Source organism: Dactylosporangium darangshiense (assembly GCF_039537565.1).
GTDB lineage: Bacteria > Actinomycetota > Actinomycetes > Mycobacteriales > Micromonosporaceae > Dactylosporangium > Dactylosporangium darangshiense.
This window is the reverse complement of record NZ_BAABAT010000012.1, coordinates 160471-176720: the sequence shown is the minus strand read 5'-3', so window position 1 is coordinate 176720 and position 16250 is coordinate 160471. Positions and strand designations below refer to the sequence as shown.

16 protein-coding genes are annotated in these 16250 nt (G+C 73.4%); 10 read left to right on the top strand and 6 right to left on the bottom strand.

Translation table 11 applies throughout. From position 1 onward, the window contains the following. Positions 1–3: 3 nt before the first annotated feature. From ABD901_RS23475 to ABD901_RS23450, 6 genes are all read left to right on the top strand, one after another. Positions 4–1272 (top strand): YqgE/AlgH family protein, encoded by a 1269-nt coding sequence (locus ABD901_RS23475; RefSeq protein ID WP_345129271.1) that lies wholly within the window; start codon positions 4–6, stop codon positions 1270–1272. Next, positions 1273–3291, top strand: a complete 2019-nt coding sequence (locus ABD901_RS23470) for an SIR2 family protein (RefSeq protein ID WP_345129270.1) — start codon at positions 1273–1275, stop codon at positions 3289–3291. 167 nt (positions 3292–3458) lie between these two features. Then, positions 3459–3809: a hypothetical protein gene (locus tag ABD901_RS23465; protein ID WP_345129269.1), complete on the top strand. Its 351-nt coding sequence runs from the start codon at positions 3459–3461 to the stop codon at positions 3807–3809. Positions 3810–3911: 102 nt separating this feature from the next. After that, positions 3912–4550 carry a hypothetical protein gene (locus tag ABD901_RS23460; protein WP_345129268.1) on the top strand — a complete coding sequence of 213 codons (639 nt, stop codon included), beginning with the start codon at positions 3912–3914 and terminating at the stop codon, positions 4548–4550. A 26-nt stretch (positions 4551–4576) separates the two neighbouring features. Then, positions 4577–5161: an HD domain-containing protein gene (locus ABD901_RS23455; protein ID WP_345129267.1), complete on the top strand. Its 585-nt coding sequence runs from the start codon at positions 4577–4579 to the stop codon at positions 5159–5161. A 99-nt stretch (positions 5162–5260) separates the two neighbouring features. Continuing rightward, positions 5261–6661, top strand: coding sequence for an FAD-binding oxidoreductase (locus ABD901_RS23450; protein ID WP_345129266.1), 1401 nt, complete (start codon positions 5261–5263; stop codon positions 6659–6661). Between the two features lie 438 nt (positions 6662–7099). Here ABD901_RS23450 and ABD901_RS23445 read toward each other — a convergent pair whose 3' ends face one another. The 6 genes from ABD901_RS23445 to ABD901_RS23420 all read right to left on the bottom strand — a co-directional run bounded on the left by ABD901_RS23445 (position 7100) and on the right by ABD901_RS23420 (position 12398). After that, positions 7100–8239, bottom strand: coding sequence for a serine hydrolase domain-containing protein (locus ABD901_RS23445; protein ID WP_345129265.1), 1140 nt, complete (start codon positions 8237–8239; stop codon positions 7100–7102). Positions 8240–8314: 75 nt separating this feature from the next. Further along, on the bottom strand, positions 8315–9268 hold the full coding sequence (locus ABD901_RS23440) for an ATP-binding cassette domain-containing protein (protein ID WP_345129264.1): 954 nt from the start codon (positions 9266–9268) through the stop codon (positions 8315–8317). A gap of 15 nt (positions 9269–9283) precedes the next feature. Continuing rightward, positions 9284–10048 (bottom strand): ABC transporter permease, encoded by a 765-nt coding sequence (locus ABD901_RS23435; RefSeq protein WP_345129263.1) that lies wholly within the window; start codon positions 10046–10048, stop codon positions 9284–9286. A 10-nt stretch (positions 10049–10058) separates the two neighbouring features. Further along, positions 10059–11213, bottom strand: coding sequence for a glycosyltransferase (locus ABD901_RS23430; protein WP_345129262.1), 1155 nt, complete (start codon positions 11211–11213; stop codon positions 10059–10061). Then, positions 11210–11479, bottom strand: coding sequence for a phosphopantetheine-binding protein (locus ABD901_RS23425; protein ID WP_345129261.1), 270 nt, complete (start codon positions 11477–11479; stop codon positions 11210–11212). The genes ABD901_RS23430 and ABD901_RS23425 overlap by 4 nt, the downstream gene beginning before the upstream one ends. 1 nt (position 11480) lies before the next feature. Next, complete coding sequence (locus ABD901_RS23420; RefSeq protein ID WP_345129260.1) at positions 11481–12398, bottom strand: methyltransferase domain-containing protein; 918 nt, start codon at positions 12396–12398, stop codon at positions 11481–11483. 754 nt (positions 12399–13152) lie between these two features. Here ABD901_RS23420 and ABD901_RS23415 point away from each other — a divergent pair. From ABD901_RS23415 to ABD901_RS23400, 4 genes are all read left to right on the top strand, one after another. Next, positions 13153–14574, top strand: coding sequence for a class I adenylate-forming enzyme family protein (locus ABD901_RS23415; protein ID WP_425556713.1), 1422 nt, complete (start codon positions 13153–13155; stop codon positions 14572–14574). Further along, positions 14571–14849: an acyl carrier protein gene (locus ABD901_RS23410; RefSeq protein ID WP_345129259.1), complete on the top strand. Its 279-nt coding sequence runs from the start codon at positions 14571–14573 to the stop codon at positions 14847–14849. The genes ABD901_RS23415 and ABD901_RS23410 overlap by 4 nt, the downstream gene beginning before the upstream one ends. A gap of 38 nt (positions 14850–14887) precedes the next feature. Further along, complete coding sequence (locus tag ABD901_RS23405) at positions 14888–15091, top strand: hypothetical protein (protein WP_345129355.1); 204 nt, start codon at positions 14888–14890, stop codon at positions 15089–15091. Between the two features lie 73 nt (positions 15092–15164). Continuing rightward, a complete protein-coding gene (locus ABD901_RS23400) occupies positions 15165–16235 on the top strand; it encodes a beta-ketoacyl synthase N-terminal-like domain-containing protein (RefSeq protein WP_345129354.1) in 1071 nt (356 codons plus the stop codon). The last annotated feature ends 15 nt before the right edge of the window (positions 16236–16250 follow it).

Here is a 16250-nt window from a genome sequence, read left to right as displayed (position 1 = left end):
GCGGTGCCGGACCTGTCGGACCCGCGCGCGTCGCGGGCGGTGCTCGTGGGCGGATCGCGGTATGCGTCGCTGCCCGAGGTACCGGCGATCACCCGCAATCTCAACGGGCTCGCCGGTGTCCTGCAGGACCCGAGCCTGTGGGGGCTGGCGCCGGAGCACTGCGCGGTGCTGGCCGACCCCGACGACTCCCGGGAGGTCAGCCGGGTGCTGCGGCGCGCCGCCGACGAGACGGCGCCGGAGGGGATGCTCGTCGTCTACTACGCCGGGCACGGCCTGGTCGACCCGGTCGACGGCAGCCTGGTGCTGGGGCTGCGGGACACGGATCCCGCGGTACCGTATGAGGCCGGTCTGCCCTTCGAACACATCCGCCGGGCGGTGGCCGGCAGCCGGGCCCGCCGCCGGCTGGTGATCCTCGATTGCTGCTACGCCGGGCGCGCCGCCGGCCACCTCGCCGCCGGCGAGTCCGGCACCCAGGCCGTCGCCGACCAGGCCGGCACCGACGAGACCTGCCTGCTCGTCTCGGCGCCGCGCAACCGCACCGCGCAGGCCCCGCCCGGCGAGCCCTACACAGCGTTCACCGGCGAGCTGCTGCGCGTGCTGCGCGGCGGCAAGCCGGACGCGCCCGCCGTGCTCGACGTGCGCACCGTCTGGCGGGAGGTCACGCTGCGGCTGCGCGAGCGCGGCTTCGAGCTGCCCGAGCTGCGCTCCGCCGGCGACGAACTGCCGCTGGTGCACAACGCCGCCCGCCACCACCGCGACCTCGTCGGGCGGATCGTGGTCGCCACCGCCGCCGTCGAGGACCGCGACCTGCGCCAGGCCGCGGTGCTCATCCTGCGCCACGAGCGCGGCCGCGGCGCCGTCGGCGTGCGGATCAACCGGCCCACCGCCGACCCGCTGCCGGCCGACATCCCGCAGGGCTGGCGGCGGCTGCTGACCACGCCGGCGGTGCTGTTCGACGCGGGTCCGCTGAGCCGGTACGAGGGCTTCATCGCCGTCGCCCGGCTGCGCCCCGACGTCGAGCCGCCGCTGCGCTTCCGCGCCGTGCGCGACCGGCTCGGCGTGATCGCCCTGTCCGCCGACCCCGCGCCGCTGGCCCCGGTGATCGCCGGGCTGCGGCTGTTCTCCGGGTACATCGGCTGGGGCCCCGACCAGCTCGAGGCCGACATCGACGGCGGCCTGCTGCTGCTCAGCGACGCACCGGAGCGCGAGGCGCTGTCCAGCCGCCCGCGCGACCTGTGGACCACCCTGCACGCCCGGGCGGAAGGAGACTAGGTGGAGGGCCGCCTCATCGACGAGATCGTCTCCGCCATCCGGCACGGCGGGACGGTCACCCTCATCCTCGGCGCCGGGATGACCATGCCGGCCGTGCCCGGCCTCGACGAGCTGATCGAGCTCGCGGAGCGCTACGCGGCCGGGCTCGGCGACGACGGGGAGCTCACCCAGGCGCTGCACCAGGCCCGCGCCGCCCTCGGGCCGCACGCGCTGCCCATCGAGGTGTACCTCGCGTACCGGCGCGTCTTCACCGCCCGCCGCTCCCCCGGCGAGTTCGACGTCGTGGCGCAGCAGGCGGTCCTGGCCGGCTACCGGGCGCCGGACCTGGCCTCGTCCCCGCTCGCCACGCACGGCATCTGGCAGCGGGTCGACCTGCGCCTCGGCGAACGCGTCGAGAACAGCCTGGACTGGTGGGAGCTGCCGGCCGGGGTACGCGCCGTCGGCCGCCTGCTCGCCGGGCGCCCCGACGAGTTCGGCAACGGCCTGCTCACCACGAACTTCGACCCGCTCTTCGAGGTCGCGGTCCGCCACACCGGCCGCCAGGCGGTCAGCATCCCGGTCACCCCCGACGGCCGGCCCGACCGCCGCCCCGAGGGCGAGGGCGCGGTGCAGGTGTTCCACCTCCACGGCTTCTGGCGCCCGGTGAGCGAGGAGACGCGCTCGCCGCTGCTGCACGACCCGGCGCCGGACGCCACCGCGCCCGAGACCACCTCGCGGGCCCTCGCCGAGCTCATCGGGGGCGACGTGGTGCTCGTCGTGGGGTACAGCGGCTGGGACGACGTCGTCACCGGCGCCCTGCGCGCGGTCGGCGCGTCCCGCCCGGTCCGCGTGCTGTGGGCGCTGCACGACGCCGCCCCGCTGCGCCTGCCCGAGCGCCTCGAGGGCCTCGTCACCTTCTTCACCGACATCGACGGCGACCGCCTGTTCACCGCCCTCGCCGACCGCCTCGAGGTCCCCGCCGCCGGCCCGCGGGTCGACCCCCGACGGCGCGTGCGGCACCTCGAATGGGAGCGCGAGCTGTTCTCGCAGCCCGGCAACACCGCCCCGGAAGGTGTACTCCCCCTGCTGCGCCAGCTGGAGCGCCGCTACGGCTGGGGCGTGGACTGGGCCGGCGAGCCGCAGCGCCCGCGCGTGCTCTTCTGGCCGGTCCGCCTGCGCGCCCGCGCCTCACTCATCAACGCCGTGCAGTCCCTCACCGCGGCCGCCCTCTCCGCCCGCAGCGTGCGCGTCATCATCTGCCTCGACGACTTCGGCGTCACCGGCCGCGACGAGCTGGCCGCCGCCTTCGCCGACGACCTGCGCCGCTGGATGCGCCGCGTCCACCCGTCCGCCGACCCGCAGGTGGTCTCCCTGCAGGACTACGTGGCCAACGCGCCGGCCCGCAGCGCGGAGTCCCTGCTGCGCCCGACCGACCCGTGGTCCGTGGCGCGCATCTTCTACGGCGAGCGCAACCCGTCGCTGTACAGCGTCCTGGCCGCGATCAAGGTCGTCCCGCACCTCGCCCTGCACGACATGGAGCGCAACGCCGGCGCGATCGTGCAGACGTTGCTGAGCAAGGACGCCAACCGCCTGCTCACCCCGCTGACCACCTGGTCCTACCTGCACCACCTGCTGGAGACCGAGCCGGCGGCCGAGGTGATGGCCTACGCCGGCAGCGACGAGCGCCTGCTGTGGGAGCAGTTCCGCGAGCACTTCGGCCTGGGCGGCACGCTGCTCTACAACCCGTACATCAAGCACCTCACCAACGAGTCCCGCATGGTCCGCTGGACGAGCCCGGCGGAGCTGCGCGCCTACCTGACGTCGACGCGTTCCCTGCCCGGGTGGGGCGAGGAGGGCGGCTACGTCCACTGGCTGGTCCAGAACGCCTTCCTGATGCCCCGGTACCTGACGGGGTCGGACTTCCCGGAGGCGGGCGGCTACCGGTTGGACTCTTGGGCGGCTTTCGCGGCAGCACTGGACAGCGGCGCCCCCGTCCTGGACCTGCTGGCCGAGGACATCTCAGCGTTCTACCTGCCGTAGCCCCCCGTGGCGCTGTTTTTTCGCCTGACAGGGGATAAATCCGACAAGTCGTGGCGCGGAGCGCCCGACTTGTCGGAAAGTGTGCGGTGGGTGTAAAGAGGGGGCGTGATGGCTTCGGCACGTTCGGTGGGTCGCCGGGGTGGCCGCCGACAGGTAGCGTTTGCGGTATGAGCGTGGGGGTCCTGTCGACGAGCGGCATCGACCGCTGCGTGGCGCTCCTGGGCGAAGACCTGACCGCCTACATCGCCGGCGCCGCATCCGTGACCGAGTTCCACCGCTGGCGGGCCGACCGCGGGCGGGTCGCGGAGATGGGTGGGAGGCTGCGCGGGGCCGTCGAGGTCGCCGACGCGTTCGCGCGGGCCAACCGGCTCGGGGCCGCGGCCGGGTGGCTGCGCGAGGTCGGGGCGGCCGGGATGGCGGGGCGGTCGCCGGCGCGGATGCTGCGCGAGGCCACCGAGGACACCGTCAAGAGGGTGCTCGACGCCGCCGAGCGGTTCACGCGGCGCGCCCGTTCGTAGCCGAACGACGGGATCACGTTCATCCGGGTGTCATACCCCGCAACCGTGGGTGTCGGGCGCAGGATGTATATGTAGCTCCAACAGACATCCGAAGGACGCGCCGTGCCTGACACGCTGCTCCTGCAACGCCTTGACATCGGTGGAGTCATCGACCGGCTGGCCGCGGACGTGCGGGCCGGGCGGCTGCCTGCGGGCATGCCCTACCGGCACGTCAACGGGTTCACCAAGATCGTGGCGGCGGAGTACCCGGACGGGAGCCGGCTCACGCTGCACTACTGGCCGGCGGGCCCGCTCGGCGGGGAGCACGTGTCGCGGCCGCACGATCATCGGTTTCCGTTCCGCTCGGTGCTGCTCGGCGGGCGGCAGCACTTCGTCGAGCTCGAGGAGGGCGAAGGCCGGGCCGCGAACTGGCGGCGGTTCAGCTACCGGCCCTACGCGGGCGGGCGCATCGCCCATGTCGCCTATTCCGGAACCGTCGCGCTCGACCCGATGCGCGTCGTCGAGCGGGCGCCCCTGCAAGGGCAGTACGTCACAACGTCCACGATCGTGCACCAGGCCGTCACCGACCGGCGGCAGGCGTGCGCCACACTGGTGCTGCGCGGGCCGCGGGAACGGCTCCGGTCACGGGTGTACTACCGGCCCGACGAGCCACCGCCGCGGGGCGGGCTGCAGCTCGGGCGCCGCCTCGACCGCGCCGAGGTGGTGCGCCAGCTCGAGGACATAGCGGCCATGATCGCCTGAAGAGCCACGAGGAGGCGCGAGGCAACGTGCTGTCGCCGCGGTTCGAGGAGGCGCTCGCGTTCGCGGCGCGGCAGCACGGCGCGCAGACCAGGCACAACACCGGCACGCCCTACGTGTCGCACCTGCTGGCGACGTGCGCGATCGTGCTCGAGGAGGGCGGCGGCGAGACGGCCGCGATCGGGGCGCTGCTGCACGACGTGCTCGAGGACCAGCCGACCGGGCGCGGGGCGCTGCGCGACGCGTTCGGCGAGGACGTGTACCGCATCGTGCACGACTGCACCGACGCCGACTCCGTGCAGCGGCGGCAGCTGACCTGGTTGGAGCGCAAGCGCGAGCACCTCGGGCGGATGAGCACCGAGGCCGGCGCCGAGTCGCTGCTGGTCATCGCCGCCGACAAGGTGTGCAGCCTGCAGTCCCTTGTGGACGACCTGCACCGGTTCGGGCCCTCGCTGTTCGAACGCTCGGTGCGCAGTGCCGATGAGCTGCTGTGGAACTACCGCGGGGTGCTCGGCGTCGTGGAAAGCCGGCTGGGCGAGCGCCCGGTGGTGGTACGACTGCGGCGGCTCGTGACCGAGTTCCAGGCGCTCACCGTCCAACAACAAGACCGGTGAACGGCGCTCGCCGTCCAACCAGAAGACCGACCGGAAGACCGGCCGGAAGGCCGGTGAGCGGCGCTTGCCGTCGACCCATGGCGGTGACAAGATCAGCCGGTGCGGCTTGACCTTTCGGCGCTTTCGTCGTCCTTCCGCGGCTCGCTGATCACCCCCTACGACCCCGACTACGAGGGCGCGCGCGTGCTGTTCAACACCCGCGTGCGCACCCGGCCGGCGCTCATCGCGCGCTGCGCCGACGCCGGCGACGTGGCCGCGGCGATCCGGTTCGCCCGCGAGCAGGAGCTGCCGCTGTCGGTGCGCGGCGGCGGGCACCACGCCAGCGGGCTGTCCCTTGTGGAGGGTGGCGTCGTCGTCGACGTCGGCGGCATGCGCGACGTCGTGTTCGATCCGGCCAGCGGTACCGCAACAGTCGGCCCCGGCATCGGCTGGCGCGACGTCGACCGGGTGACCTACGCGGAGCACTCCTTCACCGGGCCCGACGGGCTGGAGTACGGGCTGGCCGGGCCCGGCGGCGAGTGCCCGACGGTGAGCAACGCCGGCTACACGCTCGGCGGCGGCTACGGCCCGCTCGGGCGCACGTTCGGCCTCGGCTGCGACCACCTGCTCGCCGCCGAGATGGTCGACGCCGACGGACGGCTGCTGCGCGCGAGCGAGACCGAGCACCCGGACCTGTTCTGGGCCCTGCGCGGCGCCGGCGGGGCCGGGTTCGGGGTGGTGACGAGCCTGACGTACCGGCTCAACCCGCTGCCGAAGACGGTCGTGGGCGGCGTCATCGCCTGGCCGTTCGAGCGGGCCCGCGAGATCTTCCGCGCCTACCGCGACCTCTACGCGAACCGCGCCGACGACCGGCTCGCGCTCTGCCTCCTGCTCACCACCGAGCCCTACCCCGACGGCGAGCCGGTCATCGCCATGTACGGCATGTACGTCGGCCCGCCCGCCGAGGCGCACGAGGCGTTCGCGCCCATCCACGCGCTCGGCGAGCCGCTGTTCAGCTCGATCGGCGAGACCAGCTACCTCGACATGATGACGGTCATGGGCGAGGAGATCGTGTACGGCCTGCAGTCGAAGTGGCTCGGCGGGTACTTCACGCAGACCGGCTTCGACGAGGACGCCTTCGACGTCATGGCCGAGCGCTTCGAGCGGTCCCCGTCCGGCTACTCAATGGTGCGCTTCGACCTGCTCGCCGGCGGCGCGATCGCCCGCGTGCCGGCCGACGCGACGGCGTTCGCGCACCGCTCGGCCCTGCACTACGTGTCGATCATCGCGCAGTGGCCGGGCGACGAGGAGTCGGCCGCCAACGTGGCGTGGGTCGACGACTTCGCCGCGGCGCTGCGCCCGCACCTGACCGGCGAGGTCTACCAGAACTACGCCGACCGGGACCTCGCCGACTGGCCGGCCGCGTACTACGGCGCGAACTATCCGCGCCTGCAGCGGATCAAGCAGGAGTACGACCCGTCCGACGTCTTCCACACGCCGCAGTCGATCAGGCTGCCATAACGGCCCCAATGCATTGCCGCGATTGAATGTTTTCGGCCCATTCGGCGTGCGCGTAGGGTCACGGACAGGGCCGGGAAGCCTGGCGCCGCAAGGGTTCGAGCACCTGTCAAGTTAATTGAAATAGTGGGCGTTGACTTCCGCGCGGGCCAGGAGCGATGCTTCAGGCGGCAACCCGATTCGGTGCGATGAATGGGCGGCCGACGCCGTTGCCGTGCATTCAAATGCGCGGCCGGCAAACGTCTTCCGGAGCCCGGCAGTCGGGCGTGCACGGACTTGTCCGGGCGCGGTTCGGACCGGCCGCCGGGCCCCGGAGACGCACACGCACCGCGCAGGCGCGGAACGCCGCGCTCCCTCGAGCGGCGGACCACTCCGTGTAGGGCACGGACGACGGGCGGCCCAAGTGAGTTCGGGCCCGCGGGCCGCCCGCCGAGCCCCCCGTTACAGCAGCCCGAGCGCCGTCGCGGTGATGCGCCCGATGACCGGCGCCTGGCCCTCCGCCTTCGCGTCGGTCGCGTTCACCGAGTAGATGACCCGCGACGAGGCGTCGGCGGTGCCGGCGATCGCGGCGCTGTAGCCGTAGCGCGCGCCCGACTTACCCCAGATCACCCGGCCGCCCGGCAGCTCGATGAGGCGGGTCAGGCCCGCGCTGTAGGTCGCCGGGTCGCCGGTCGCGAAGTCCGGCACCGACGGCACCGCGAACAGCTCGCGCTGCTGTGCCGGGGGCAGCAGGCGGCCCTGGAAGAGCGCCCGCATGAACGCGTCCAGGTCGGCCAGCGACGAGATCATGTCCCCGGCGGCCGGGGTCGAGGACTGGTTCCACAGCGTGACGTCGGCCAGGGTGCCGTCGGGCAGCCGCTGGTAGCCGCGGGCGTGCGGGCCGTGGATCGCCGGATCGTCGCCGGGGACCAGCGTGTCGCGCAGGCCGAGTGGGCGCACGATGCGGCGGTGGATCTGCTCGGCGTACGACGAGCCGGTGACCCGGCGGATCAGCACCGCGGCAACGATGTACCCCATGTTCGTGTAGTGCTGGAACCTGCCCGGCTCGAACTCCCGGTCGCCGGCCAGCGCCAGGCGCACCAGCTGTTCGGGGGTGTAACGCTCGAAGCGGTGCGCGATCTGCCACTCGATGCCGTCGGGCCAGTCGGGGCTGGGCAGCCCGGTGCGGTGGTCGAGCAGGTGGCGGACCGTCACGCCGGCGTACGGCGACGTCAGCAGGCCCGGCAGGTAGCGGGCCAGCGGGGCGTCGAGGTGCAGGCGGCCCTCGGCGGCCAGCTGCAGCACCACCGTGGCCGTGAACGCCTTCGTGACGCTGCCGATGCGGAAGCGGGCGCCCGCCGGGACCGGCGCGCCGGTGCGCACGTCCGCGACGCCGGAGCGGCCCTCCCACGCAAGGCCCTCCCGGGCCAGGCGGACCTGGGCGGCGGTCGCCGTCGGCTCGGGCAGGCCGGCGATCGCGTCGCGCATCGGCGCGTACCAGTCGGGGACGGCCGCCGACGCGGGGGACGCCGCCCCCGTGGCGAGGGCGGCGCCGCCGAGTGCGGCGAGGGACAGCAGGGTGCGGCGAGGCAAGGTCGTCATACGGCCGAGCCTCGCAGCGCACCCGCAGCACATACATCGGGGATGATCCCCTGAGAAAACCCTCAGCAACGACCCTCAGTCGCGCAGGGAGCGGCCCGTCTTCGTGAGGAACACGTCGTCCAGCGTCGGGCGGTGCAGCTCGATCGTGGACAGCGCGATCCCGGCGCCCTCGAGCGTCCGCATGATCTGCGGGATCGCCGTGTCGCCGGACTCGACGGTGAGGCGCAGCTCGCCGTCGTCGCGCGCCTCGACGCCGCGGGCGAACGGCTGGTCCTTGAGCACCTCGGCCGCCTTCTCCGACAGCTCGCCGACGCCGACGGTCACCACGTCGCCGGAGATCTCGCGCTTGAGCGCCTCCGGGGTGCCCTCGGCGACGATCTCGCCGTGGTCGATGATGGCGATGCGGTCGCACAGCGCGTCGGCCTCGTCGAGGTAGTGCGTGGTGATGAAGACCGTCATGCCGTCGGCGCGCAGCCGGCGGACCTCGTCCCACATGTGTGCGCGGCTCTGCGGGTCCAGTCCCGTCGTGGGCTCGTCGAGGAACAGCACCTGCGGGCGGTGGATGACGCCCAGGGCGATGTCGAGGCGGCGGCGCTGGCCGCCGGAGTACGTCTTGCACTTGCGGTCGGCGAAGTCGCTCAGCTCGAACGCGACGATGACCTCCTCGGCCCGCTGCGCGGCCTCGGTGCGGCCCATGCCGTACATGCGGGCCTGCAGCACCAGCTCCTCGCGGGCGCTGACGTCGTCGGTCGTGCCGCCGCCCTGCGCCACGAAGCCGATGCTGCGCCGCACCTGGGCCTGCTCGGTGCGCAGGTTCGCGCCGGCGATGGTGGCCTCGCCGTCGTCGGGCGGGATGAGCGTGGCGAGCATGCGCAGCGTCGTGGTCTTGCCGGCGCCGTTCGGGCCGAGGAAGCCGAAGATCTCGCCCTCGGCGACGTCCAGGTCGATGCCCTTGACCGCGTCGACGCTGGTGGTCTGCCGCTTCTGCCGGGTCTTGTAGGACTTCTTGAGCCCCTTGGTCTTAATCATCGAGAGTCCCCTAACCTACTTGACCGAGCGCGCGAAGAGGCTGGCCGACCACGCGACCGCGGCGACGACGAGCGCGCCGCAGATCACGAGGCTGCCCCAGACGTGCGTGTCGCCGGGGTGGCCGGCATAAAGGGCCCGCATGCCCGTGACGGCCCAGTTGAACGGGTTGTAGTCGGCGATGGTGCGCAGCCACAGCGGCGCGAGCGCCAGCGGCAGCAGCGTGCCCGACAGCAGCATCAGCGGCTGCGCGAGGTTGTTGATGACCTGGCCGAGCACGTTGGGGTTGTTCACCTTGATGGCGATGCCGTAGGAGATCGCCGCCGAGGCGAGGCTGATCAGGGCCAGGATCGCGTAGCCGAGCAGGATGTTGCCGATGTTCGTGATGAGCCCGAACGGCAGCGACAGCACGGTGATGAGGATCGACTGGACGATGACCGTCACCACGTCGCGCAGCGCCCGGCCCAGCAGCAGGGCGACCCGGCTGACGGTGGTGACCCGGGAGCGCTCGATGACGCCGTTGGCGAGGTCGCCGAGCAGGCCGAAGCCGACGTACAGCCCGCCGCCGATCGCCAGCGCCACCAGCATGCCCGGCACGTAGACGCGGTAGGCGTCGATCATCGACGTGGTGCCCATCGTCTGCAGGGCCGGCTTGAGCAGCGGGGCGAACAGGATGAGGTACACCACCGGCTGCGCGATGCCGAGGAAGATCCACAGCGGCGAGCGGACCATGAGCAGGATGTGGCGCTGGAAGATGAGCCACGTGTCGCGCAGAACTTTCACGGAAATCGCCTCAATCGTTGTGGTGTGCCTCGAGGATGAGCGCCGCGGCCTCGGCTCCCCCGCCGGCCAGCAGCCGGTCGCCCTCGGCGCGGGCGGCCGCGGCGTAGGCCGGGTCGTCGAGCAGGCGCAGCAGGCCGGCCCGCAGCCCGTCCGGCCGGACGTGGTCGAAGGAGACCCGCAGCCCGGCTCCGGAGCGGCGGACCGCCTCGGCGTTGAGCGCCTGATCGCCCTTGATCGGCGCGACGATGAGCGGGACGCCGTGCACCAGCGCCTCGGAGACGGTGTTGAGCCCGCCGTGCGAGACGACGGCGTCCAAGTGCGGCATGAGGTCCAGCACCGGCGCGCGGCGGCGCACGAGCACGTGCCCGGCGGGCTCGGCGAGGGTCCGGTCCGGCGCGATGACGACGGCCTGCAGCCGGTCGCCGAGCGGCGCGAGGGCCTCGTCGACGCGCTGGTAGAAGTCCTTGGCGATGTCCATCGACAGGGTGCCCATGGTGACGAGCACGTGGCGGCGGCCGGGGTCGAGCCAGTCGAACGGGAAGTCCGGGTCGGGCGTGCGGCCGGCCAGCGACGGGCCGACGAGGTCCACATTGGACGGCAGGTGTTCCGGGTCCCCGGCCAGCGCACCGGCGGTGAACGCGATGACGCCGTGCGGTGAGAAGCGCAGGTCGTGCGGCGGCTCGCCGGGGCGGCCGGCGGCGCTCCACGCGGCGGCCATCTGCCCGGCGATCCAGGCCTCGACGCGGGGCAGCCCGCGGCGGAACGGGCGGGTGAGCTCCATGGTGGTCGGCGCGACGGAGACCCAGTGCAGCCCGTGCGCGTGCGCGGCGATGGCGCCGGCGATCGCGTGCTGGTCCACCACCATGACGTCCGGCGCGAACTCGGCGATCGCCGCCTCGATGCCCTTCCGGGTGGTGCGCGCGTGGGGGACGATGTAGCCCTCCCAGCGCGAGCGGGTCGCGTCGAGGCCGCGCTCGGCCTGCCCGCGGTGCGCCCGCAGCGGGATCGGGTGGATGCGCGCCTGCGGCCCGACGATCGGGCGCAGGAACGACTCCGAGCCGGCCCACAGCACCTCGTGGCCGCGGCGCAGCAGGGCCGCGGCGAGCGCCGCCATCGGGTTGACGTGGCCCGTCAGCGGCAGGCAGACGAACAGGAACCTCGTCACGCCGCACCGTCCACATAGGACGCGACGTCCGCGATGCTCAGCCGCAGCAGGGCCTCGAGCTCGAGGCCGGCGACGAACCCGGCGAGGTCGACCGCCGGGCCGAAGTGGGCGGCCAGCCGCTCGCCGAGCGCGGCCACCTCGAGGCTGTCCAGGAACAGGTCGCCGTCCAGCCGGGTCGCCGGGCCGAGGCCGGCCAGCCACTCGGCGTTCTCGCCGGTGACCTCGCGCAGCAGCTCGGCGACGACCGACTGCGTCGGCGTCGGCACGTCAGCCCCCGGCCGGTAACGACCCGGGCTTGACCGCCCGCACCGCGCCGTAGGTCATCGCGCCGGTGCTGAAGCCCTTGAGCATCAGCGGGCCGGCGTAGAAGAAGCCGAGCACGTCCACGCCGCGGTCGCGGGCCAGGTCGCGCATCATGGCGCGGCCGTTCTCCAGCTCCCGCACCTGCGCGAAGGTCGGCTCCCACGAGTTGGCGACGTTCACGCTCCAGTCCACAATGGACACCTCACCGAAGCCGGCCGCGCGGGCCAGCCGCTCGTGCTCCTCCAGCGAGGAGAAGCTCGGCATCACCTGGTGGCGCAGGATCTGGTCCACGACGCGGTGCTCCTCGGCGCTGAGCTCGCCGTCGCGCACCGACCAGGTGGCGATGGCCAGCACGCCGCCGGGCCGCAGCAGCCGCGCCGCCTCGGCGAAGAACGCGACGCGGTCGGCGATGTGCATGAGGCTCTCCACGGCCCACAGCGCGTCGAAGGACGCGTCCGGGTAGCCGTTGTCGAGCGCGTCGCGCTGGTGGAAGCGGGCCCGGGCGCCGAGGCCGGCCGCGGTCGCCTTCTCGTTGGCCCGAGCGGCCTGCGCGGCGCTGAGCGTGACGCCCTCGACGGTGCAGCCGAGCGCGCCGGCCAGGTACAGCGCCGGGCCGCCGATGCCACAGCCGACGTCGAGAACCCTTGCGCCGTGCGGGATGCCGGCGAACGCGACGAGCTCGCGCACCAGCCGGTCGGTGGCGGCGTGGCGCTCCTCGTCGGTGCCCGGCCGCTCCCCGGCGTCCCAGAACCCGTGGTGGACGTGCTCGCCCCAGAGATCCTCGTAGAGGTCCAGCGTCGTGTCGTAATAGCGCTCGACCGCGGCGTTGAGCCCCGGGCCGGCGGGCGCGGACGGGTATGCAGAACCGGTATCGGCTTTCACAGGCGCGAATCTTTCGAATGGGCAGTACCGGAAAATCGAGGCGCACGCGTGGATACGCAGGTCGATACGCACCGGCCGCGGCCCGGCCATTGTATGAACGCCGCGCCGAAGGTTGTCAATGACCTGTGAAAGTTCCGGAACGCGCTCTCAGGGATCGGCACACACGAGTACCTCGACCACCCGGATACCTGGTCAGCCGGTATATCCACGGTTCCGGAACCTAACGGACGTTCATATTCTGGTTGCTGCCGGAACCGGTTACATCGACCCGGCCCGTCCGCGCCTGCGGCGATTGTCCGATTGTGCGGTCGCCGCATGTGGCCGACTCCCGCACTGACCTCGCCGTTCATCGAAATGCCGACCGTATCGATCCAAACGATTTTTCCCGGGAGGTGGTGTGACAGAACGGACATCCTGTCACATGCTCTGGTTGCCCACTCTTGTAAAACGTCTTCGATTGCGTAAGGTCTATGCCTAGTCGAGGTGCCTATTTCCTGCGTTCAGCAGCTGGGTACTTGAGTTCGGACAACGTTGACCGACCCAGGCGCCGCGTGCTCTCGACCTCTTCGCAGTGTGTCCATTCGGGGGTTGTACACGCTGATCGGCGGCCATTGTCGGCCGGCCCGGTCGGTGCGTACGACCCTGCGCGCGTTCGCCCCAGCGGGCCCTGGCGCGCCGGCACCGCCCTGAAACGGGCGGTCGCGGCGCCCCCGGCCCGCCGATGCGTCGCGCCGTTGCAAGGAAGGGGTTTTCGGTGACCGCACCGGCCCTCGACCCGGCCTGGGTCGACGAGGTGCTGCTGGCGGACGCCGCCGGCCGCGCCGGCGACGCCCCGGCGCTCGTCCTCGACGCCCCGGTGACCCGCGCGGAGCTGCGCCGCCTGGTCGAGCAGAAGCAGGCCGTGCTGGCCGCGGCCGGGATCGGGCACAACGGGCCCGGCGACTCGGTCGCGCTGTGCCTGGCGCCCTCGCTCGCGTTCGTCGCCAACCTGCTGGCCTGCTGGCGCCTCGGCGCGCGGGCCGCGCTGCTGGACCACCGCCTGACCCCCTTCGAGATCGACGCCGCGCTGCAGCGCCTGGCACCGCAGGCGGTCGTGTCCGCCAAGCACGCCACCGGCGGGCCGCTGCGCGGGTTCTCCGACGTGCAGGAGCGCGTCGCCACGTACCCTGGCCGCCCGGCCGACACCGCGCACGCTCTGGTGCAGCTCAGCTCCGGCTCGACCGGGCCGTCGAAGGTCATCGCGCGCACCGCCGCGAACCTGGTCGAGGAGCTCGAGCGCTACGTCGCCATCGGCGCGGGCGTGCCGCAGCCGGGCGAGCGCATCGTGTGCCTCGCCTCGATGGTCCACGTGCTCGGGCTGGTCGGAGGGCTGCTCTACGGCCTGCACGCCGGCGCGCAGCTGGTGCTGCCGCAGCGGATGACCGCCGACGGGATCCTCGCCGCGGTCGCCGCCGGCCCCGAGCCGACCACGCTGCTCGGCGTCCCCTTCCACATCGAGCTGCTGTCCTCCGGGCCCCGCCCGCCGCGCCTGCCCCAGCTGACCGGGATGACCACCGGCGGCGAGCTCGTGCGCGCCGAGGTGTACGAAACTTTCACGGACCGCTTCGGCGTGCGCCTGGGCAACATGTACGGCATGACCGAGGTCGGGGTCATCGCGACCGACCTCTTCGGCGAGCACCGCCCCGCCCTGACCCCGGCGCCCGGCCTGCGGGTGCGCGCCGACAACGGCGAGCTGCTGGTGTCGCTGGCTGAGTCGCCGTACCTCGGCCTGGTCGACCCCACCCGCTGGGCCGACGGCTGGCTGCACACCCGCGACGCCGGCAGCGTCGACGAGGCGACCGGCCGGTTCCGCGTGCAGGGCCGCAACGACTCGCAGGTCTCCGTCGGCGGGCTCAAGGTGGACCTCACCGAGGTCGAGCACACCCTGGCCGCCCTGCCCGGCGTGGCGGCCGCGGTCGTCACACACGACAAGGCGATCGAGGCCTACGTGATGCTGCGCGAGGACACCACCGCGGAGCAGGTGCAGGCGCTGCTGGCCGAGCGGCTGGCCGCGTTCAAGCGCCCCCGGGTGCTGCGCGTCGTCGAGCAGCTGCCCCGAACGGCCACCGGCAAGCTCGTCCGCGACCGCGCCCTGCTGGTCGCGGCGTCCGCAAAGGAAGGGAACGCCCAGCAATGAGCGACGAGACCACCAACGAGATCCGGCAGTTCTTACTGGACTCGCTGACCGAGATGAACTACAGCACCGACGACATCGACGACGACACCGCGCTCGGCCCGGCCGGCGCCGACCTCGAGTCGCTGTCGCTGGCCGAGCTCGCGGTGCGCGTCGAGGACCGCTTCGGGGTGCGCTTCGACGACGACGAGGCCGAGAAGCTCGCCGGCATGACGGTCGGGGAGTTCATCGCCGCCGTCGCCGAGCGCCGGGCCGCCGCGGCGACCGCGGGCAGCTGAGCGTGACCGCTGCACCCGGCCGGGACGAGATCGTCGCGATGCTGGCCACCTACGGGGACCGCCGGCCCGACGAGGTCGGCGATGGGATCGACTCGCTGGAGCTGGCGTGGCTCGTACACCAGCTCGAGCAGCACTACGGCACGGTCCTGGACCTGACCGACGAGGAGCTGGCGCGGATGTCCACCGTGGACGGCGCCGTCGCGGTCCTGGCCGGGCTGAAGGTCGAGACGGGCTCCCGGTGACGCCGTGACGACCAGGTCCGCCCCGGGCGTGCTGATCACCGGCGCGGCCGTGCTCAGCGCGTTCGGCCGGGGCATGGGTGCGCTCGCCGCCGGCCTCGATGCCGGCCGGCCCGCGTTCGCGCCCGTGCAACGCTTCGACGTGACCGGCCGGCGGGTCGGCGTCGCCGCCGCCATGCCGGGCGATCCGGACCTCGCCGCGGAGCTCGCGGCGCTGGTCGAGGAGGCCTGCGACGAGGCGAAGCTCAGCACGCCCGAGCGGGCCGGCGCCGCGCTGTTCCTCGCGGTGCACGGCGACCCGCGGCTGGCCCGGTCGGACCCGGCGGACCGGCGCCGCTTCGGCGGCACCGCGTTCGCCGCAGCGCTGGCCGGCGGCGCCGGGCTCGGCGCCGCCCGCGCCTACACCGCCGCCTGCGTGGCGGCGAGCACCGCGATCGCCGACGCGGCCGGGATCGTCGCCCGCGGCGAGGCCGACCGGGTCGTCGTCGCCGGCGGCTATCTCGTCGAGGCGGACCAGTTCGCCCTCTTCGACGCCGGCCGCGCGCTCGCCGCCGACGGCGCCGTTCGCCCGTTCAGCGCCGGGCGCCGCGGCCTGCTGCTCGGCGACGGCGCCGGTGCCGTGGTCGTGGAGTCCGCCGCGGCGGCCCGCGAGCGCGGCGTCGAGCCCCTCGCCGCGCTGGCCGGCTGGGGACGGGCCGGCGACGCGCACCACCCGTGCCAGCCGCACCCGCACGGCCGCGGCCTGGCCCGGGCGATCGCGGCCGCGCTGCGCCGGGCCGGCGTCGGGCCGGGCGAGGTCGGCTACGTCAACGCGCACGGCTCCGGCACCGAGCAGAGCGACGCCGCCGAGGCCGAGGCGCTGCACGCGGCGCTGGGCGAGCACGCCGCCGCCGTGCCGGTGTCGTCCACCAAGGCCCTGCACGGCCAGGCCCTGGAGGCCTCCGGCGTGCTGGAGCTGGCGGTGACGCTGCACGCGCTGCGCGGCGGGCGCCTGCCGGTCAACGCCGGCTTCGTCGCGCCCGACGAGCGCTGCCCGCTCGACCTCGTGCTCGGCGGCGCCCGGGCGGCCTCACCCGCCTATGCGCTCACCCTGAACGCCGCGTTCGGCGGCGCCAACACCGCGCTGCTGCTGGGCGCACCGTCATGAGCGGTACGCAGCGAA

What these genes read in the sequence shown, in the direction of transcription:
- ABD901_RS23465 (WP_345129269.1), top strand. Translation starts at nt 3,459, where the DNA reads ATGAGCGTGGGGGTCCTGTCGACGAGCGGCATCGACCGCTGCGTGGCG.
- ABD901_RS23445 (WP_345129265.1), bottom strand. Translation starts at nt 8,239, where the DNA reads ATGACGACCTTGCCTCGCCGCACCCTGCTGTCCCTCGCCGCACTCGGC.
- ABD901_RS23440 (WP_345129264.1), bottom strand. Translation starts at nt 9,268, where the DNA reads ATGATTAAGACCAAGGGGCTCAAGAAGTCCTACAAGACCCGGCAGAAG.
- ABD901_RS23410 (WP_345129259.1), top strand. Translation starts at nt 14,571, where the DNA reads ATGAGCGACGAGACCACCAACGAGATCCGGCAGTTCTTACTGGACTCG.
- ABD901_RS23405 (WP_345129355.1), top strand. Translation starts at nt 14,888, where the DNA reads ATGCTGGCCACCTACGGGGACCGCCGGCCCGACGAGGTCGGCGATGGG.
- ABD901_RS23400 (WP_345129354.1), top strand. Translation starts at nt 15,165, where the DNA reads ATGGGTGCGCTCGCCGCCGGCCTCGATGCCGGCCGGCCCGCGTTCGCG.